At 68.4% G+C, this 13,881-nt stretch carries 17 protein-coding genes and 1 riboswitch; of the genes, 13 read left to right on the forward strand and 4 right to left on the reverse strand.

The features are described from left to right. Both VF522_RS07985 and VF522_RS07990 read left to right on the forward strand, forming a co-directional pair. Positions 1-1,070: sorbosone dehydrogenase family protein (locus tag VF522_RS07985; RefSeq protein WP_330907705.1), on the forward strand; the 1,070-nt coding region annotated here is incomplete at its 5' end. Between the two features lie 156 nt (positions 1,071-1,226). Next, the gene (locus VF522_RS07990) at positions 1,227-1,652 is read left to right on the forward strand and encodes a hypothetical protein (protein ID WP_330907706.1); all 426 of its coding nucleotides are present in this window, start codon (positions 1,227-1,229) and stop codon (positions 1,650-1,652) included. Between the two features lie 11 nt (positions 1,653-1,663). Here VF522_RS07990 and VF522_RS07995 read toward each other — a convergent pair whose 3' ends face one another. Beyond that, positions 1,664-2,071 carry a hypothetical protein gene (locus VF522_RS07995; protein WP_330907707.1) on the reverse strand — a complete coding sequence of 136 codons (408 nt, stop codon included), beginning with the start codon at positions 2,069-2,071 and terminating at the stop codon, positions 1,664-1,666. Between the two features lie 49 nt (positions 2,072-2,120). After that, entirely contained in the window at positions 2,121-3,245 is a 1,125-nt protein-coding gene (locus VF522_RS08000) for an amidohydrolase family protein (RefSeq protein ID WP_330907708.1), read from the reverse strand. 343 nt (positions 3,246-3,588) lie between these two features. On the opposite strand from VF522_RS08000, the gene VF522_RS08005 reads away from it, so the two are divergent. Together VF522_RS08005 and VF522_RS08010 are read left to right on the forward strand one after the other, a co-directional pair. Then, on the forward strand, positions 3,589-4,899 hold the full coding sequence (locus tag VF522_RS08005) for a ferritin-like domain-containing protein (protein WP_330907709.1): 1,311 nt from the start codon (positions 3,589-3,591) through the stop codon (positions 4,897-4,899). A 34-nt stretch (positions 4,900-4,933) separates the two neighbouring features. Beyond that, positions 4,934-5,398, forward strand: coding sequence for a hypothetical protein (locus tag VF522_RS08010; protein WP_330907710.1), 465 nt, complete (start codon positions 4,934-4,936; stop codon positions 5,396-5,398). A gap of 59 nt (positions 5,399-5,457) precedes the next feature. On the opposite strand, the gene VF522_RS08015 is transcribed toward VF522_RS08010, so the two are convergent. Beyond that, complete coding sequence (locus VF522_RS08015; RefSeq protein WP_330907711.1) at positions 5,458-5,730, reverse strand: SWIB/MDM2 domain-containing protein; 273 nt, start codon at positions 5,728-5,730, stop codon at positions 5,458-5,460. 206 nt (positions 5,731-5,936) lie between these two features. Here VF522_RS08015 and VF522_RS08020 point away from each other — a divergent pair, with 206 nt between their 5' ends. From VF522_RS08020 to VF522_RS08040, 5 genes are all read left to right on the forward strand, one after another. Beyond that, a complete protein-coding gene (locus VF522_RS08020; protein WP_330907712.1) occupies positions 5,937-6,575 on the forward strand; it encodes a ProQ/FINO family protein in 639 nt (212 codons plus the stop codon). A 25-nt stretch (positions 6,576-6,600) separates the two neighbouring features. Next, positions 6,601-6,873: a hypothetical protein gene (locus VF522_RS08025; protein WP_330907713.1), complete on the forward strand. Its 273-nt coding sequence runs from the start codon at positions 6,601-6,603 to the stop codon at positions 6,871-6,873. Between the two features lie 15 nt (positions 6,874-6,888). Then, positions 6,889-6,999, forward strand: a riboswitch (TPP riboswitch). Positions 7,000-7,060: 61 nt separating this feature from the next. After that, positions 7,061-8,914, forward strand: a complete 1,854-nt coding sequence (gene thiC, locus VF522_RS08030) for a phosphomethylpyrimidine synthase ThiC (protein ID WP_330907714.1) — start codon at positions 7,061-7,063, stop codon at positions 8,912-8,914. Between the two features lie 86 nt (positions 8,915-9,000). Continuing rightward, complete coding sequence (locus tag VF522_RS08035; protein WP_330907715.1) at positions 9,001-9,249, forward strand: PepSY domain-containing protein; 249 nt, start codon at positions 9,001-9,003, stop codon at positions 9,247-9,249. 99 nt (positions 9,250-9,348) lie between these two features. Then, on the forward strand, positions 9,349-10,200 hold the full coding sequence (locus tag VF522_RS08040; protein WP_330907716.1) for an aldo/keto reductase: 852 nt from the start codon (positions 9,349-9,351) through the stop codon (positions 10,198-10,200). Positions 10,201-10,245: 45 nt separating this feature from the next. On the opposite strand, the gene VF522_RS08045 is transcribed toward VF522_RS08040, so the two are convergent. Then, positions 10,246-11,229 carry a LysR family transcriptional regulator gene (locus VF522_RS08045; RefSeq protein ID WP_330907717.1) on the reverse strand — a complete coding sequence of 328 codons (984 nt, stop codon included), beginning with the start codon at positions 11,227-11,229 and terminating at the stop codon, positions 10,246-10,248. 125 nt (positions 11,230-11,354) lie between these two features. Here VF522_RS08045 and VF522_RS08050 point away from each other — a divergent pair, with 125 nt between their 5' ends. The 4 genes from VF522_RS08050 to VF522_RS08065 are packed head-to-tail and all read left to right on the forward strand — an operon-like array spanning position 11,355 to position 13,877. Further along, positions 11,355-11,849, forward strand: coding sequence for a (R)-mandelonitrile lyase (locus VF522_RS08050; protein WP_330907718.1), 495 nt, complete (start codon positions 11,355-11,357; stop codon positions 11,847-11,849). Continuing rightward, positions 11,846-12,265, forward strand: coding sequence for a carboxymuconolactone decarboxylase family protein (locus tag VF522_RS08055; RefSeq protein ID WP_330907719.1), 420 nt, complete (start codon positions 11,846-11,848; stop codon positions 12,263-12,265). Before VF522_RS08050 ends, VF522_RS08055 begins: the two co-directional genes overlap by 4 nt. Positions 12,266-12,297: 32 nt before the next feature. Beyond that, positions 12,298-12,930: an aldehyde dehydrogenase iron-sulfur subunit PaoA gene (gene paoA, locus VF522_RS08060; RefSeq protein WP_330907740.1), complete on the forward strand. Its 633-nt coding sequence runs from the start codon at positions 12,298-12,300 to the stop codon at positions 12,928-12,930. Continuing rightward, complete coding sequence (locus tag VF522_RS08065; RefSeq protein WP_330907720.1) at positions 12,927-13,877, forward strand: xanthine dehydrogenase family protein subunit M; 951 nt, start codon at positions 12,927-12,929, stop codon at positions 13,875-13,877. The genes paoA and VF522_RS08065 overlap by 4 nt, the downstream gene beginning before the upstream one ends. The last annotated feature ends 4 nt before the right edge of the window (positions 13,878-13,881 follow it).

Raw genomic sequence — 13,881 nt, forward strand, 5'->3', positions numbered from 1 at the left:
ATCCGCGCTGGATCCACGTGCTGCCCAATGGCGACGTCACCGTGGCGGAGGCCATGCAGGCGCTCCGGACGCCGAAAAACGTGTTCGACCACGCGATGGTGGCGACCCTGCAGCGCGCCGCCGCCATCGGCACCAGCCCGAACCGCATCACCCTCCTGCGCGACGCGGACGGCGACGGCGTGGCGGAGGTGCGCGACACGTTTCTGCAGGGCCTGCGCCAGCCCTTCGGCATGGCACTGGTCGACGGCACCTTCTACGTCGGCAACACGGATGGCCTGGTGGCCTTCCCGTACACCCCGGGAACGACACGCATCGAAGCCGCGGGACGCCCGCTGGCGAAGTTCAAGCCCGGTGGCCACTGGACCCGCAGCCTGCTGGCCAGCCCCGACGGGCGCCGCCTCTATGTCGGCATCGGATCCCTCACCAACATGGGCGACCTCGGCTTCGACGTGGAGGAAGGCCGTGCCTGCATCGTCGAACTGGACCTGGCGAGCGGCCGCGACCGCGTCTTCGCCGGCGGCCTGCGCAACCCGGTGGGCATGGCGTGGGAACCGCAGACCGGCGAGCTGTGGACGGTGGTGAACGAGCGCGACGGCCTGGGCGACGAGACGCCGCCCGACTACCTGACCTCCGTGCGCGAGGGCGGCTTCTACGGCTGGCCGTATTGCTACTGGGGCCGCACGGTCGACGACCGCGTGCAGCCGCAGGACGCCGCGCGGGTGGCGCAGGCGATCACGCCGGACTATGCGCTCGGCGGGCACACCGCCTCGCTCGGCCTGTGCTGGATGCCGCGCGGCACGCTGCCCGGCTTCGACGAGGACGGGATGGTCATCGGCCAGCACGGCTCCTGGAACCGCAGCGTCCTCAGCGGCTACCGGGTCGTCTTCGTGCCGTTCGCGAACGGCCGCCCGAGCGGGCAAGCTCCACGCGACATCCTGACGGGCTTCCTGTCCCCGGACGAAAGCGAGTCCTACGGGCGCCCCGTGGGCGTGGCGATCGGGCCGGACCGGCAGTCGCTGCTGGTCGCGGACGACGTGGGGGACGTCATCTGGCGCGTCGGGCCGCGCTAGCCGAGGCGCGGGATGTTCGCGCGCCAGTGATCAGCCGGGCGCGCCTACAGCCGCGCAGGATTCCGCGCACAAGCCATCGGCCGAAGCACCGCTGCCGCTAGTCCGAGCCCCGGGCTGCAATAACTTCAAGCGGAAAGTTCCGCGCAGGAGCAGCCCATGAAGAAGTTCATCTTGTCCGCGGTCGCGGTGGCGGCGTTCGCGATCGGCGGAGTCGCGCAGGCCGACGTGATCGACAGCGTGGGGAGCACCATCTCGCGCATCTTCGGCGTACCGTACGATGCCAGCCGGCCCGCCGCCGCGCCCATCGTGAACGTCTACACCGACGCCTACGGGCGGCGCTTCCAGGTCGATGCCGCCGGGCGCCACATCCCGCTCGACCAGTTCGGCACCTATCGGGACCAGTGGGGACGCACCGTCTATCTCGGCGCCAACAACCAGCCGATGTACATCGAGCAGAACGGGCAGCTGATCCCCTACGCCAGCCTGGCGGGGACCTACGCCATGGGCCCGATGCAGGACCAGGACGGCGACGGCGTCGCGAACCAGTACGACCGCTATCCGAACGATCCGCGCTACCGCTGAAGCCGCGGAGTTCAGGCCAGGGCAATGCCGGAAAGCCTGCCGTGGTGCGCCAGCTCGCGCAGCAGCACCACGTCGGCGACGGCGGCACGGTCCCCGGCCCGGCCACGCACCACCGCATCGTGCGTGCGGTCGAATTCCAGTTCCAGTTCGGCGACGGTGAAGCTGGCCTGTTCGCCCAGGAGCGGGCGGAGGCGGCCCGTGGCGTCGTGGACCTGCAGTTCGAGAGCGTGGAATCGCTTGCTGGACGGCATGAGCCATTCCTCCGATCGTTCGATCGCGGCTTCGATGTCGATCTCGCGCAGCCGCTCGCCCGCGCCGGCGAGCAGCGCCGCCGCGCCCCCATCGAGCCGCGCAAGGACTTCCTCGTCGAGCCGAAGCTCGTACGCGTCCGTCCGGATCTCGAGGTGGAGAACGCTCATGGCTGGGTGAAGCGTAGCGCACGACGGCGATCGCAAGCCGGCCGCACGCCTACCCCGGCAACCGCAGGAGCCGCTCCAGGTTCCCGCCGAGGATCGCCAGGCGCTCCTGCTCCGGCAGGAAAGCGGCGGCCGCCACGATGTCCGCGGTCTCGGGCCAGTTGTACGGCATGTCCGAGCCGTAGACGACGTGGTCGGCGCCGCAGGTCGCGACCAGGTGCCGGAGCCCTTCGGCCGAGAACACCATCGAGTCCACGTACAGCTGGTCGCGGAAGTACTCGGAGGCGCTGCGCTTGTTCGCGCATTTCGCATTCGGGCGCACGGCGCAGGCGACATCGGTGCGGCCCAGGTAGGAAGCGAGATAGCCGCCGCCGTGCGCGAGGATCACCTTCAGCCGCGGGAAGCGGTCGAGCGTGCCGTCGAAGATCATGCGCGTGGCGAACATCGTGGTCTCCAGCGGATTGCCCACCACGTTCACCAGGTCGCCGCGTCCGTCCAGCGCGCCGGGGCGCACGACGTTCTCGGCGCCGCCCGGGTGCATGAACACCGGCACGTCGAGCTCCTGCGCCTTGGCCCAGAAGACGTCGAACTCGGGGCCGGAAGGAACGCGCCCGTTGACGTGGCCGCCGACCGACGCACCGCGCGCGCCCAGGTTCTTCACCGCGTATTCGAGCTGTTGCGCGGCCAGCGCGGGATGCTGCAGCGCGGGCGAGGACAGGAACGCGAAGCGGCCGGGATGGCGATCCACGATGGCGCGCAGGCCTTCGTCCTGGTAGCGGATGAACCGCGCGGCGTCGTCGGGGGACGCGGCCGCGTACCACCAGTACTGGTTGACGCTCAGCACGCCGACGTCGATGCCGCGCGCGTCCATCTGCGCGATGCGCGCGTCGCCGATGGTGAGGGACTTCGCCACCGGCGCGTTCTCCGCCGGGTTCGCCTGCGCCGCCACGTCGGCCGCCGCGATCGTCTTCGCCGAGCCCGGGATGTAGCAATGGCTATGGATGTCGATCACGCGCGCGCGCCGGCCGCCCACCGTGATCGTCTTGCGCGGGCCGGGCGCGGGCGCGGCCTGCTGCGCGAAGGCCCAGCGCGCGCCGGGGAGGGCCGACAGGCCGGCACCGAGCAGCAGGTTGCGGCGGGCCAGGTTCGTGCCGGGCGGAGTGGATGTGCGGGTCATGGGTCTCCTCGTTCGAATCGCTGCGGCGGTCCGCGTTTCGAGGCGCATTCAACCACGGTCGAGACCCGGATGGCATCCCCGGAAACGATGAAGTGCGCCGCCGAGCAGCCGTGACCTTTTGTCACCCGGCTTTCACATTGCTCAAAGAAAAACCGGACGCGATGTACTACTTATTGTGAACCGGCGAAAGCTTTATCGCTGGCGAAAAGCAGGACCCGAGGGAGGGGCACCCCATTCGCGACAGTCATGTTCATGGCGGCGCCAGCCATGGCGTCCCGTGCGCATGCGAGTTGTCCGCTGCCGGCGGCAGGGGCGGGTTTTACACGTACAGAGGAGGGGTATCGTGCGCGCGCAAGTAAGAATCTTCGAGAACGGCAACGAGCCCTCGCCGCGACGGGCCTTCCTCCAGAGGCTGGCCGCGCAGGGGGTGGCCCTCCCCGCCGCGTACTTCGCCCTGCATCGCGATGCGCACGCCCACCAGCCCGGCGAGAAGTACGACGCCTCGCCCGGGAACGCAGGACGCAAACACATCGTCCGCGAGTTCGCCGAGCCCTACATCGAGCTGCTCCGCCTGCTGCGCCAGGCCGCGGAGATCGAACACGCCCTGATGGTGCAGTACCTGTACGGAGCGTTCTCGGTGAAGCCCCAGTACTCCGGGATCGTCGGGTCCGGCCTTCCGAACTCGAACGACCTGTTCGGCGTCTCGGCCATGGAGATGCAGCACCTGCGGGACGTCAACAGCCTGCTGGTCGCGCTCGGCGCCGGCCCGAGCCTGGCGCGCCAGGGCTTCCCGTTCGAGCCGGAGGTGTACCCCTTCGAGTTCAACCTCGAACCGCTCACCGAGGAAAGCGTCGCGAAGTACGTGTACTGCGAAGCCGCGGCAGGCAGCATCGATCCCGGGCAGGCGAACGATGGGGATCGCCACTTCCTGGCCAGGCTCGATCGCGCGCTCGGCGGGAACGCCAGGCCCAATCACGTGGGCAGCCTCTACGACGCCATCATCCACACCCTGCGCGAATACATCGCCGGCGCGCCCGGCACGGAGGCCAGGCTCGCGCCCTGGCTCGGAAAGCTCGAGAACATCAAGATCGAAGGCGAGGAAGGCCATTTCCAGTTCTTCCGGCGCGTCTTCATGGCCACGCACGACGGTTTCAAGGGACGCGACGATGCCTGGAGCCGCTCAAGGAGCGACGCCGCGTATCCGTCCTATCCCCTGCCGGTCAATCCGACGGCCTTCATCGGGGAGCAGAACCTGATCAGGAACCCGGAGGCGCTGGGCATTGCGTGGCTCGCGGACCTGCACTACTGGCTGATCCTGCTGCTGGCCGACGCGTCGTACAGCGAGAACAGTCCGGACTACGCGGCGCTCGCCAGGATCCAGATGCTGGGCCCCTTCCTGTCGCTGGCGCGGCACCTGCCCAAGCTCGGCGCCGGGGTGCCCTTCGACCCCCTGGTCACGGGCTACGGCCCCTGCCCCTCCGGCCTGGGACGCATCGAGTTCCTGACGTGCATGGTGCGCGAGACCGACCAACTGGCGGCCAGGCTGAAGCAGCGGCTTCCCGACGACTACCCCATCGGACTGGGCCAGATGATGCTCGGCGCCTTGAACGACAAGCGCACCGCCTACGCGAAGCCCCCGGGCCGCGCCTCCTGAGGGGGCTGCGATGCTTGCCGGAACCAGTTCCTCCATGCGCAGGTGGTGGATCGACGAATCGACCATCCTGGCCACGAGCAACCCCAGCGACGACGACCTCTCGGCACTGCGGGCCGAGGGATTCGGGGTTGCCGTGTCGTTGCTCGACGCCAGCCACCAGCGCCCCGGTTACGACCCGAGGTCGGCCGCCAGCAGCGGCTGGATGCTGTACACGATTCCCATCGACCAGCGGGCCGCCACTCCCACGCTGGTCCAGGCCTGCGAGTTCGCCGCGCTGCTGGGCGCGGTGTGCAACGTGACGAAGAGCCTCGTCTTCTGCAAGGACGGCGTGGCGCGCTCGGCCTTCATGGGGGCCGTCTACTGGATCGCGAAAGGCGTCCCGGTCAACACGGCCATCGCCCGCGTCACCACGAGCGCCAACGTGGAGACGGCGTGGGGAAGGAGCTCGGAAGAAGTTCTTCGCAGCTTCGAGAAGCTGGGGTGGCGCATCCCCTCCTGAGAGGGGGCGTTCCTTGCGCCAGGCGATGCCTGCGCGCGGCCGCGTCCGCGGCGAGGGACTCAGGCCTGGCTCAGGTGCTTGCCCACGAGCCCGGTCATCTCGAACATCGTGACCTCGTCCTTCCCCATGACCGCCTTGAGCTTGTCGTCGCAAAGGATGTTGCGCTTGTTCGCGGGGTTCTGCAGGTTGTGCTGCTTGATGTAAGCCCACAGCCGCTTGGTGACCTCGGTGCGCGGCACGGGTTCAGGGCCGATCACGGCAGCCAATTGGGGGCTGGGCTTGAGTGCCTTCATGAAGGCGGAAGTCTTCTGGGGTGATTCAGATTGCGTCATTCGCTCCCTCCGATACGAAAGCCGGCAGCATACTCGACCCGTTCCGGCCGGGCGGACGGGGCTCCCGCCCTTTGCAACTAAACTGTGGCCGCCGGTGAAGAACTCCGATGGGAGGCAACTTCGCCAGGCGGATGAAGCACCATCGGAGCAGTCCGCCGACTGCCCAAGGGACTGGCCGCACCGGTGCGCGCCTGTCGACCAAGAACATGACCACGACCCAAGACTCGACCGTTACTGCCCAGGCTTCGCGCGGGCAGGCCGCCGCGCGCAAAGCGCCGCGGCCCGTGCCCCCCCTCCTCCACAAACTGTTCGAGCTGTATCCGCGGCTGTTCGGCGCCCGGTTCCTTCCCCTCAAGGTCGGCGTCTTCGAAGAGCTCGTGGCGGCGCACCCGGAGGCGCTGCCCGCGGCCGAGCTCAAGGTAGCGCTCGGGGTGCACACGCGTTCGACCCGCTACATCGAGGCCGTGGCCTCCGGCCTGGCCCGCCACGACCTGCAAGCCAGGCCGGTGGAGCCCGTGGCGCCGGAGCATGTGCATCATGCAATCCTGGAGCTGTACAAGCGCCGCAGCGGCAAGGCGCCGGAGCGGGCGCGCCAGCATGCCGTCGAGCAACTGGCGGCCGCCATCGAGGCGTCCGGGCTGAGCCGCGAAGACTACCGCGAGCGTTTCACCTCGCCCGACGACAAGCTGCAATCGCTGCTGGAAGACGCCCTGGCCATCGTGGCGCAAAAAAGCGCGCGCCGCGAAGCCCTGCAGAACGCGTTCAAGGCCAGCGGCAAGACGGTTGCCGAGTTCGCCGAGATGTACGGGGTGGACCCGCAGGAAGCGAAAAGGCTGCTGGCGTAGGGAGCCGCCGAGGCCGCACGCCAGCGTGATCAAGCAGGCAAGCCACCGGATTCGCGGCGCCGCCTCCTTGGCGCGCCCGGGATGGATCTGGGCCGCAGCCGTCGCGATGAACGCGCCCGCCATCGGGGCCGCCGCAATTCTCGGCTGGTTCACTTTCACCGCCGACGCCGCGGCGCTCGCCGCCGTCGCGGGCGTGCTCTTCGTCCTGACCCTTGCCTGGTCGGTCCTCGTCACCCTGGAATCGTGGCACGTGCTGCGCCGTTTCTCCCGCCGGACATCCGGCAGCCCCTCCCCGTAATCCTTATGTACACTCGGCCCTGCTCCGGGGTGCGAGCGGCCGCAAGCCGCATCGCTGAGATGGCAAGACCAAACCCGTGAACTTGAACCGGTTCGTACCGGCGTAAGGAGAGCTGAAGGCCTCGCCCGCCCACGGGCCGGTCCGTCGTCCTTCCGGAGCACTTCCGCAACTCTGGACAGGATGGACGATGAACGCTCCCGATACCATCGCGCAACGGCTGGCACGCACGCGCGAGCCCCTTCCCGCCTCCCGCAAGACCTTCGCCCCGGGCGAACTCCACCCCGACGTGCGCGTGCCGATGCGCGAAGTCGGCCTGTCGAACGGCGAGCGCGTGACGCTGTACGACACCTCGGGGCCCTACACCGATCCCGCGGCGGACATCGACGTGCGACAGGGACTGCCGGCGCCGCGGGCCGCGTGGATCGCAGCACGCGGCGACACCGTCGCCTACGAAGGACGCGCGCCCCAGCCCCGCGACGACGGGCTGCGCGGCGAAAGCGAGGACCCGCGCCTGCACGGCTTGCGGGAGCAGGCACGCGCGCTGGAGCGCCAGCCGCGCCGGGCCGTTGCCGGCGCCAACGTCACGCAGATGCACTACGCGCGCCGCGGCATCGTCACCCCCGAGATGGAGTACGTGGCGATCCGCGAGAACGGCCGGCGCGAATGGATGGCGGAGTACCTGGCGGACCCCGAGCGGGCGGCCCGCCTGCGCGGCAACCCCATGGGCGCGCAGATCCCGGAGCAGATCACGCCGGAGTTCGTGCGGCAGGAGGTGGCGCGCGGACGCGCCGTGATCCCCGCGAACATCAACCATGGCGAGCTGGAGCCGATGGCGATCGGGCGCAACTTCCTGGTGAAGGTCAACGCCAACATCGGCAATTCGGCCGTGACCTCCAGCATCGAAGAGGAAGTCGAGAAGCTGGTCTGGGCGATCCGCTGGGGCGCGGACACGGTGATGGACCTCTCCACCGGGCGGAACATCCATACGACGCGTGACTGGATCGTCCGCAACTCGCCGGTGCCGATCGGCACCGTGCCGATCTACCAGGCGCTCGAAAAGGTCGGCGGCGTGGCGGAGGACCTCACCTGGGAGATCTACCGCGACACGCTGATCGAGCAGGCCGAGCAGGGCGTGGACTACTTCACCATCCACGCCGGCGTGCGGCTGCCCTTCATCCCGCTCACGGCGAAGCGCCGCACCGGCATCGTCTCCCGCGGCGGCTCGATCCTCGCCAAGTGGTGCATCGCCCACCACCGGGAGAACTTCCTGTACACGCACTTCGAGGAGATCTGCGAGATCATGAAGGCCTACGACGTGAGCTTCTCGCTGGGCGACGGGCTGCGGCCCGGCTCGGGCGCGGACGCGAACGACGAAGCGCAGTTCGCGGAGCTGCGCACGCTGGGCGAGCTGACGCAGGTCGCGTGGGAGCACGACGTGCAGACGATCATCGAAGGCCCGGGCCACGTGCCGATGCACCTGATCCAGGCCAACATGGAGGAGCAGCTCGAGCACTGCCACGAGGCGCCCTTCTACACGCTGGGGCCCTTGACCATCGACGTCGCGCCGGGCTACGACCACATCGCGAGCGCCATCGGCGCGGCCATGATCGGCTGGTTCGGCACCGCCATGCTTTGCTACGTCACGCCCAAGGAGCATCTCGGGCTGCCGGACCGCGACGACGTGAAGCAGGGCCTGATCGCGTACAGGATCGCAGCGCACGCGGCGGACGTCGCCAAGGGCCACCCCGGGGCGCGCGCCTGGGACGAGGCGCTGTCCAAGGCGCGGTTCGAATTCCGCTGGCAGGACCAGTTCAACCTGTCGCTGGACCCGGAAACGGCCAGGGACTTCCACGACGAGACCTTGCCCGCGGACGGCGCCAAGGTGGCGCACTTCTGCTCGATGTGCGGGCCGAAGTTCTGCTCGATGAAGATCACGCAGGAGGTCCGCGACTTCGCCCTGGCCCAGGAGGGGATGGCGCGCAAGAGCGTCGAATTCCGCGCGGCGGGAGGACGGATCTACGTGCCCGTGAAGCCCGGCTGAGCCTCGGAGGCGGGGCTCGGCAGGCCGTTCAGCGATCGTTCATGGAGGTCTCGTTATCCTGAACGCAACCTCAGAAAAGGAGCCTCATGCCCCGCATTCCCCGCTCCAGCGTCGCCGTCCTCCTCGCGCTGGTCTTCCTGCTGCCCACTGCGTGGGCGGGGGTCGGCCGCGAGGAAGCCGCTTCCATCGCCCAGCGCAAGGCACCGGGCCGCGTGCTGGCGGTGGAGCATGGCGTTCACGTGGACAACAGCCTCATCTGGCGCGTCAAGCTGCTCACCTCCACGGGTGAGCTCCGCCTCGTCGTGATCGATGCGCAGACTGGGCGGTATCGCTAGCTGTCATGTATGGCTTGCCAGTGAATCAAGCTGCAAGCCACTACCGCACGCGCGATCGGCTCCCTACAGTGGACGTACTGCAAAAGGACGGATCACTGCATGCAACGAGTCACACTGAACAACGGCGTCGAGATGCCCATGATGGGCTACGGCGTCTTCCAGATCCCGGATGCGCAGCAATGCGAGCGCTGCGTCGTCGACGCGATCGGCGCCGGCTACCGCCTCATCGACACTGCCGCGTCCTACCTCAACGAGGAAGCCGTCGGCAGGGGCATCCGCCAGGCTGGCGTGCCGCGAAACGAACTCTTCGTGACGACGAAGCTGTGGGTGCAGGACACCGGCTTCGACCGGACCACCCGGGCCATCGACAAGTCCCTCCGCCGCCTGCAGCTGGACTACCTCGACTTGTACCTGATCCACCAGCCGTTCGGGGATGTCCACGGGTCGTGGCGAGCCATGGAGCAAGCCTTGAAGGAGGGCAAGGTGCGGGCGATCGGCGTGAGCAACTTCCATCCGGATCGGCTCATGGACATCAAGGCCTTCAACGAGGTCGCACCCGCCGTCAACCAGGTGGAGGTGAATCCATTCCACCAGCAGGAAGAGAGTGTCTCGTTCATGCGCGGCAACGATGTCCAGGCGCAGGCCTGGGCTCCGTTCGCCGAGGGTCGGAACAACCTCTTCCAGAACGAAGACTTGGCGGACATCGCCCGAAAGCATCGCCGGTCCGTCGGCCAGGTCGTCCTTCGATGGGTCGTCCAGCGCGGGATCGTGGCGCTCGCCAAGACGGTCGGCAAGGCGCGCATGGAAGAGAACCTCCGGATCTTTGACTTCGAGCTCGACGCCGCCGACATGGAGCGCATCGCGCAGCTCGAGACCGGCCGGAGCAGCTTCTTCTCGCACCGCGATCCGGCCATGGTGAAGTGGATGAGCGAGCGGAGACTGGATGTCTGAGGCTGCCCACGACGCGGGAACAACCGGCTCCAGCTCCCCTGAGGGCTAAGGAGCAGGGTCGAGGCTGGAAACGTGGGCGCGGCCCTTCGCTTCGGCTTTGGCGAGTTCCTCGGCGGCCAGAACGAATTCGGTGTTGCCCGCGAGACGCTTCACCGCCAGGTCGATGAAGGCGCGGACGCGCACCGGCTGCGCGGCACGGCTGCCGTAGTAGACGAACGCGCTGGACGCATCCGCCACGTGCTGCGTCAGCAAGGGCACCAGGCGGCCCGCGCGAATGTGCGAAGCGGCCGCGATTCCGGTGAGTTGCCCGATCGCATGACCGGCGAGGACTGCCTGCGTTTCGAGCTCCTCGTCGTTCACGCAAAGCGAGGGCTGCACCTGCAAGTCCGTGATGTCCTCGTCGGTCTTCACGCGCCAGGGGAGCACCCGGCCCGTCCCCGGACTCCGGAAGGCGGTGCAGCGGTGGGTACCCAGTGCCTCCACCGACTCCGGAGCCCCGTACCTGGCCAGGTACCCGGGTGCCGCGCAGACGATCAATTGCAACGGGAACAACTTCCGGGCGATCACCCCCTCGGCAGCGGACAGGCCGATGCGAAATCCCACGTCGACACGGTCCTCCACCCAATTGCCGATGCGATCGTCCAGCTCGACATCCGGCTGCACCTCGGGGTAGAGCTTGCAAAACTCATCCAGGAGCGGCCAGAAAACAGGTCCGAACACGGAGCGCGGTCCGACGATGCGCAGTGGCCCTGCGATCTCGTCGGTGGTTCGCCGCGTCACCTCCAGGGCGCGCTGCAGGTTCGTCAGCGCCGGGAGAGCCATGTCCAGGAAGTGCCGGCCTGCGTCCGTCAACGACATGCTGCGGGTCGTGCGATGAAACAGCCGCACGCCCAGGTGCTGTTCGAGCTGCGCCAGCGCCTGGCTCGCCGCCTGCGGCGTCATGCTCTGAGCCTCCGCTGCCTTTCGCAAACTGCCCAGTTCGGCCGTCTTGGCGAAGATCGTGATCGACCGAAGTTCATTGATGGGCATGCGCCAATTATCAAGCCGCAGCTTGCGAATCCTTCAAGACTTTCGTGGCTAGTCCGGGCTGGGAGCTGCTCCTAAAGTGCTTCGACCGCTGCTCCGGCGCGCTTCCCACCCGAACCTGCTCTTCGATGAATTTCCTCTCCACGGCCATCACGTCCCTTTCATTCGCTGCATCGGCGCTGGCGCAGCCGGACCAGGGACTACGCATCTCCCGCCACGGCAGCCAGCATGCGACGGCGGGTTCTTCCCAGAACTTCACGGGCCGCGTGCGCGTCGAGATGCCTTTCCGCGCGGACGCTCCGGCGCGCGTCGGCGGCGCCCTGGTCACCTTCGAGCCGGCAGCCAGGACGGCGTGGCACACCCATCCCCTCGGGCAGACGCTCATCGTGACGGGGGGAGTCGGGCGGGTGCAGCGCTGGGGTGGCCCCGTTCAGGAGATCCACCCCGGTGACGTGGTCTGGATTCCCCCGGGGGAGAAGCATTGGCACGGGGCGGCGCCAAGCGCCGGCATGAGCCACATCGCCATCTCGGAGAACCTCGATGGCAAGTCCGTCGACTGGCTGGAACAAGTCAGCGACCTCCAGTACGGAAGTCCCACGTCGAACACAGGAGAGACCCGATGAAGAAGTCGATGGCAAGCCGGCTGGCGAGCGCAATGCTGGCGACGCTGGCCGCCGCCGGCGTGAGCCACGCCCAGGCTCAGTCTCCGGCAACGTCGCCGCAACCGACCCGTGCACAGCAGCTCATGGGAGACATCAATCCGAAGCTGGCCGACCTCACGGACACCGTTCTTTTCGGAGACGTCTGGGCCCGGCCCGGCCTCTCTCCACGGGATCGCAGCCTGGTCACGGTGAGTGCCCTGATCGCGATGAACCGCCCGGACCAGCTGCGTTCCCACCTTGCGCTCGCACGCGACAACGGCCTGACGGAAGCGCAGTTGATCGAAGCCATCACGCACCTCGCCTTCTATTCCGGCTGGCCGAACGCCGTCACCGCAACCTCGGTCGCGCGCGAGGTGTTTCGGGAGAAGAAGCAATGAGCACGCGCCACGGGCAGGAAGGTTGCAGCCCCATGACTACCCTGGACGACCTCACGCTTTCACGTCGAGACCTCCTGATCGCCGGAGCCGCGTCGGCAGCCGCGACCGTGCCGGCATCCGCTGGGGCACAAGCGCGCGGGCCAGGAGCTCCGGTCTTCGCGAACGTCACCCTGGAGGTGAACGGCACCGCGCGTACGCTGCAGGTCGACACCCGCACGACCCTGCTCGATGCGTTGCGCGAACACCTGCACCTGACCGGAACGAAGAAGGGCTGCGACCAGGGCCAGTGCGGCGCCTGCACCGTGCTGGTCAACGGACGCCGCACCGTTTCCTGCCTGAGTCTCGCGGTCATGCACCAGGGCGCGAAGGTCACGACCATCGAAGGGCTCGGCACACCCAAGTCGCTGCACCCGATGCAGGCGGCCTTCATCAAGCACGATGGCTACCAGTGCGGTTACTGTACGCCCGGGCAGATCTGTTCCGCAGTGGGCGTGCTCGACGAGATCCGTCGTGGCGTGCCGAGCCACGGCGCGGCCGACATCACCGCGCAGCCGCTGATTTCGGCCGCGGAACTCCGTGAGCGCATGAGCGGGAACATCTGCCGCTGCGGCGCCTACGCGAACATCCTCGACGCGATCGGCGAGGTGGCGGGGGTGCGGTCATGAAGCCCTTCAGCTACGAACGCGCCCTGTCCCCGGCCCAGGCTGCGGCCGCCGTTGCCGCGCGACCCGGTGCCAGGTTCCTTGCCGGCGGCACCAACCTGCTCGACCTGATGAAACTGCAGATCGAGACCCCCACGCACCTGGTGGACGTCAACGGCCTGGCGCTGGACAAGATCGAGGCGACCGCCGACGGCGGCCTGCGGATCGGCGCCCTGGTGCGCAATGCCGACCTCGCTGCCGACGCGCGCGTGCGCCGGGACTACGGCGTCCTCTCGCGCGCGTTGGTGGCCGGCGCGTCCGGTCAGTTGCGCAACATGGCCACCACGGCGGGCAACCTGCTGCAGCGCACGCGCTGCCCTTACTTCTACGACACCAACATGCCGTGCAACAAGCGGGTCCCCGGCAGTGGGTGTTCCGCCCTCGGCGGGTTCAGTCGCCTGCACGCCATCGTCGGTTCCAGCGAGGCCTGCATCGCGACGCATCCGAGCGACATGGCAGTGGCACTGCGCGCGCTCGATGCCACCGTGGAAACCGTGCGAGGCGACGGCGCGACGCGGGTGATCCCGATCGCCGATTTCCACCGGCTGCCGGGCAACACGCCGCACATCGACACCAACCTGCACGCCGGCGAACTGATCACTTCCGTGACGCTGCCGCGACCCGTCGGCGGCACGCAGCTCTATCACAAGGTGCGGGACCGGGCGTCGTACGCCTTCGCCATCGTCTCGGTCGCCGCGATCATCCAGCGGGACGGCACCGGGCGGGTGGCGCTGGGCGGCGTCTCGCACAAGCCCTGGCGGGTGGAAGCGGCCGAATCGGAGATGCCGCGCGGTGCCCGCGCTGTCGCAGCCGGCCTGCTCGCAGGCGCGCAACCGACGCACGAGAACGCCTTCAAGGTGCCACTGGCCGAGCGCACGCTGGCCGCCGTGATGAACCAGGCCAGGAGCTGAATCC

The sequence above is a fragment of the Ramlibacter sp. genome, from assembly GCF_036383835.1.
Classification (GTDB): Bacteria; Pseudomonadota; Gammaproteobacteria; order Burkholderiales; family Burkholderiaceae_C; genus Ramlibacter.

Bases quoted from the DNA above. Each gene is read 5' to 3' on its own strand.
- VF522_RS07990 (WP_330907706.1), top strand. From the start codon at position 1,227: ATGAAGAAGTTCATCTTGTCCGCGGTCGCGGTGGCGGCGTTCGCGATC.
- VF522_RS07995 (WP_330907707.1), bottom strand. From the start codon at position 2,071: ATGAGCGTTCTCCACCTCGAGATCCGGACGGACGCGTACGAGCTTCGG.
- VF522_RS08000 (WP_330907708.1), bottom strand. From the start codon at position 3,245: ATGACCCGCACATCCACTCCGCCCGGCACGAACCTGGCCCGCCGCAAC.
- VF522_RS08010 (WP_330907710.1), top strand. From the start codon at position 4,934: ATGCGCAGGTGGTGGATCGACGAATCGACCATCCTGGCCACGAGCAAC.
- VF522_RS08015 (WP_330907711.1), bottom strand. From the start codon at position 5,730: ATGACGCAATCTGAATCACCCCAGAAGACTTCCGCCTTCATGAAGGCA.
- VF522_RS08020 (WP_330907712.1), top strand. From the start codon at position 5,937: ATGACCACGACCCAAGACTCGACCGTTACTGCCCAGGCTTCGCGCGGG.
- thiC (WP_330907714.1), top strand. From the start codon at position 7,061: ATGAACGCTCCCGATACCATCGCGCAACGGCTGGCACGCACGCGCGAG.
- VF522_RS08035 (WP_330907715.1), top strand. From the start codon at position 9,001: ATGCCCCGCATTCCCCGCTCCAGCGTCGCCGTCCTCCTCGCGCTGGTC.
- VF522_RS08040 (WP_330907716.1), top strand. From the start codon at position 9,349: ATGCAACGAGTCACACTGAACAACGGCGTCGAGATGCCCATGATGGGC.
- VF522_RS08045 (WP_330907717.1), bottom strand. From the start codon at position 11,229: ATGCCCATCAATGAACTTCGGTCGATCACGATCTTCGCCAAGACGGCC.
- VF522_RS08050 (WP_330907718.1), top strand. From the start codon at position 11,355: ATGAATTTCCTCTCCACGGCCATCACGTCCCTTTCATTCGCTGCATCG.
- VF522_RS08055 (WP_330907719.1), top strand. From the start codon at position 11,846: ATGAAGAAGTCGATGGCAAGCCGGCTGGCGAGCGCAATGCTGGCGACG.
- paoA (WP_330907740.1), top strand. From the start codon at position 12,298: ATGACTACCCTGGACGACCTCACGCTTTCACGTCGAGACCTCCTGATC.
- VF522_RS08065 (WP_330907720.1), top strand. From the start codon at position 12,927: ATGAAGCCCTTCAGCTACGAACGCGCCCTGTCCCCGGCCCAGGCTGCG.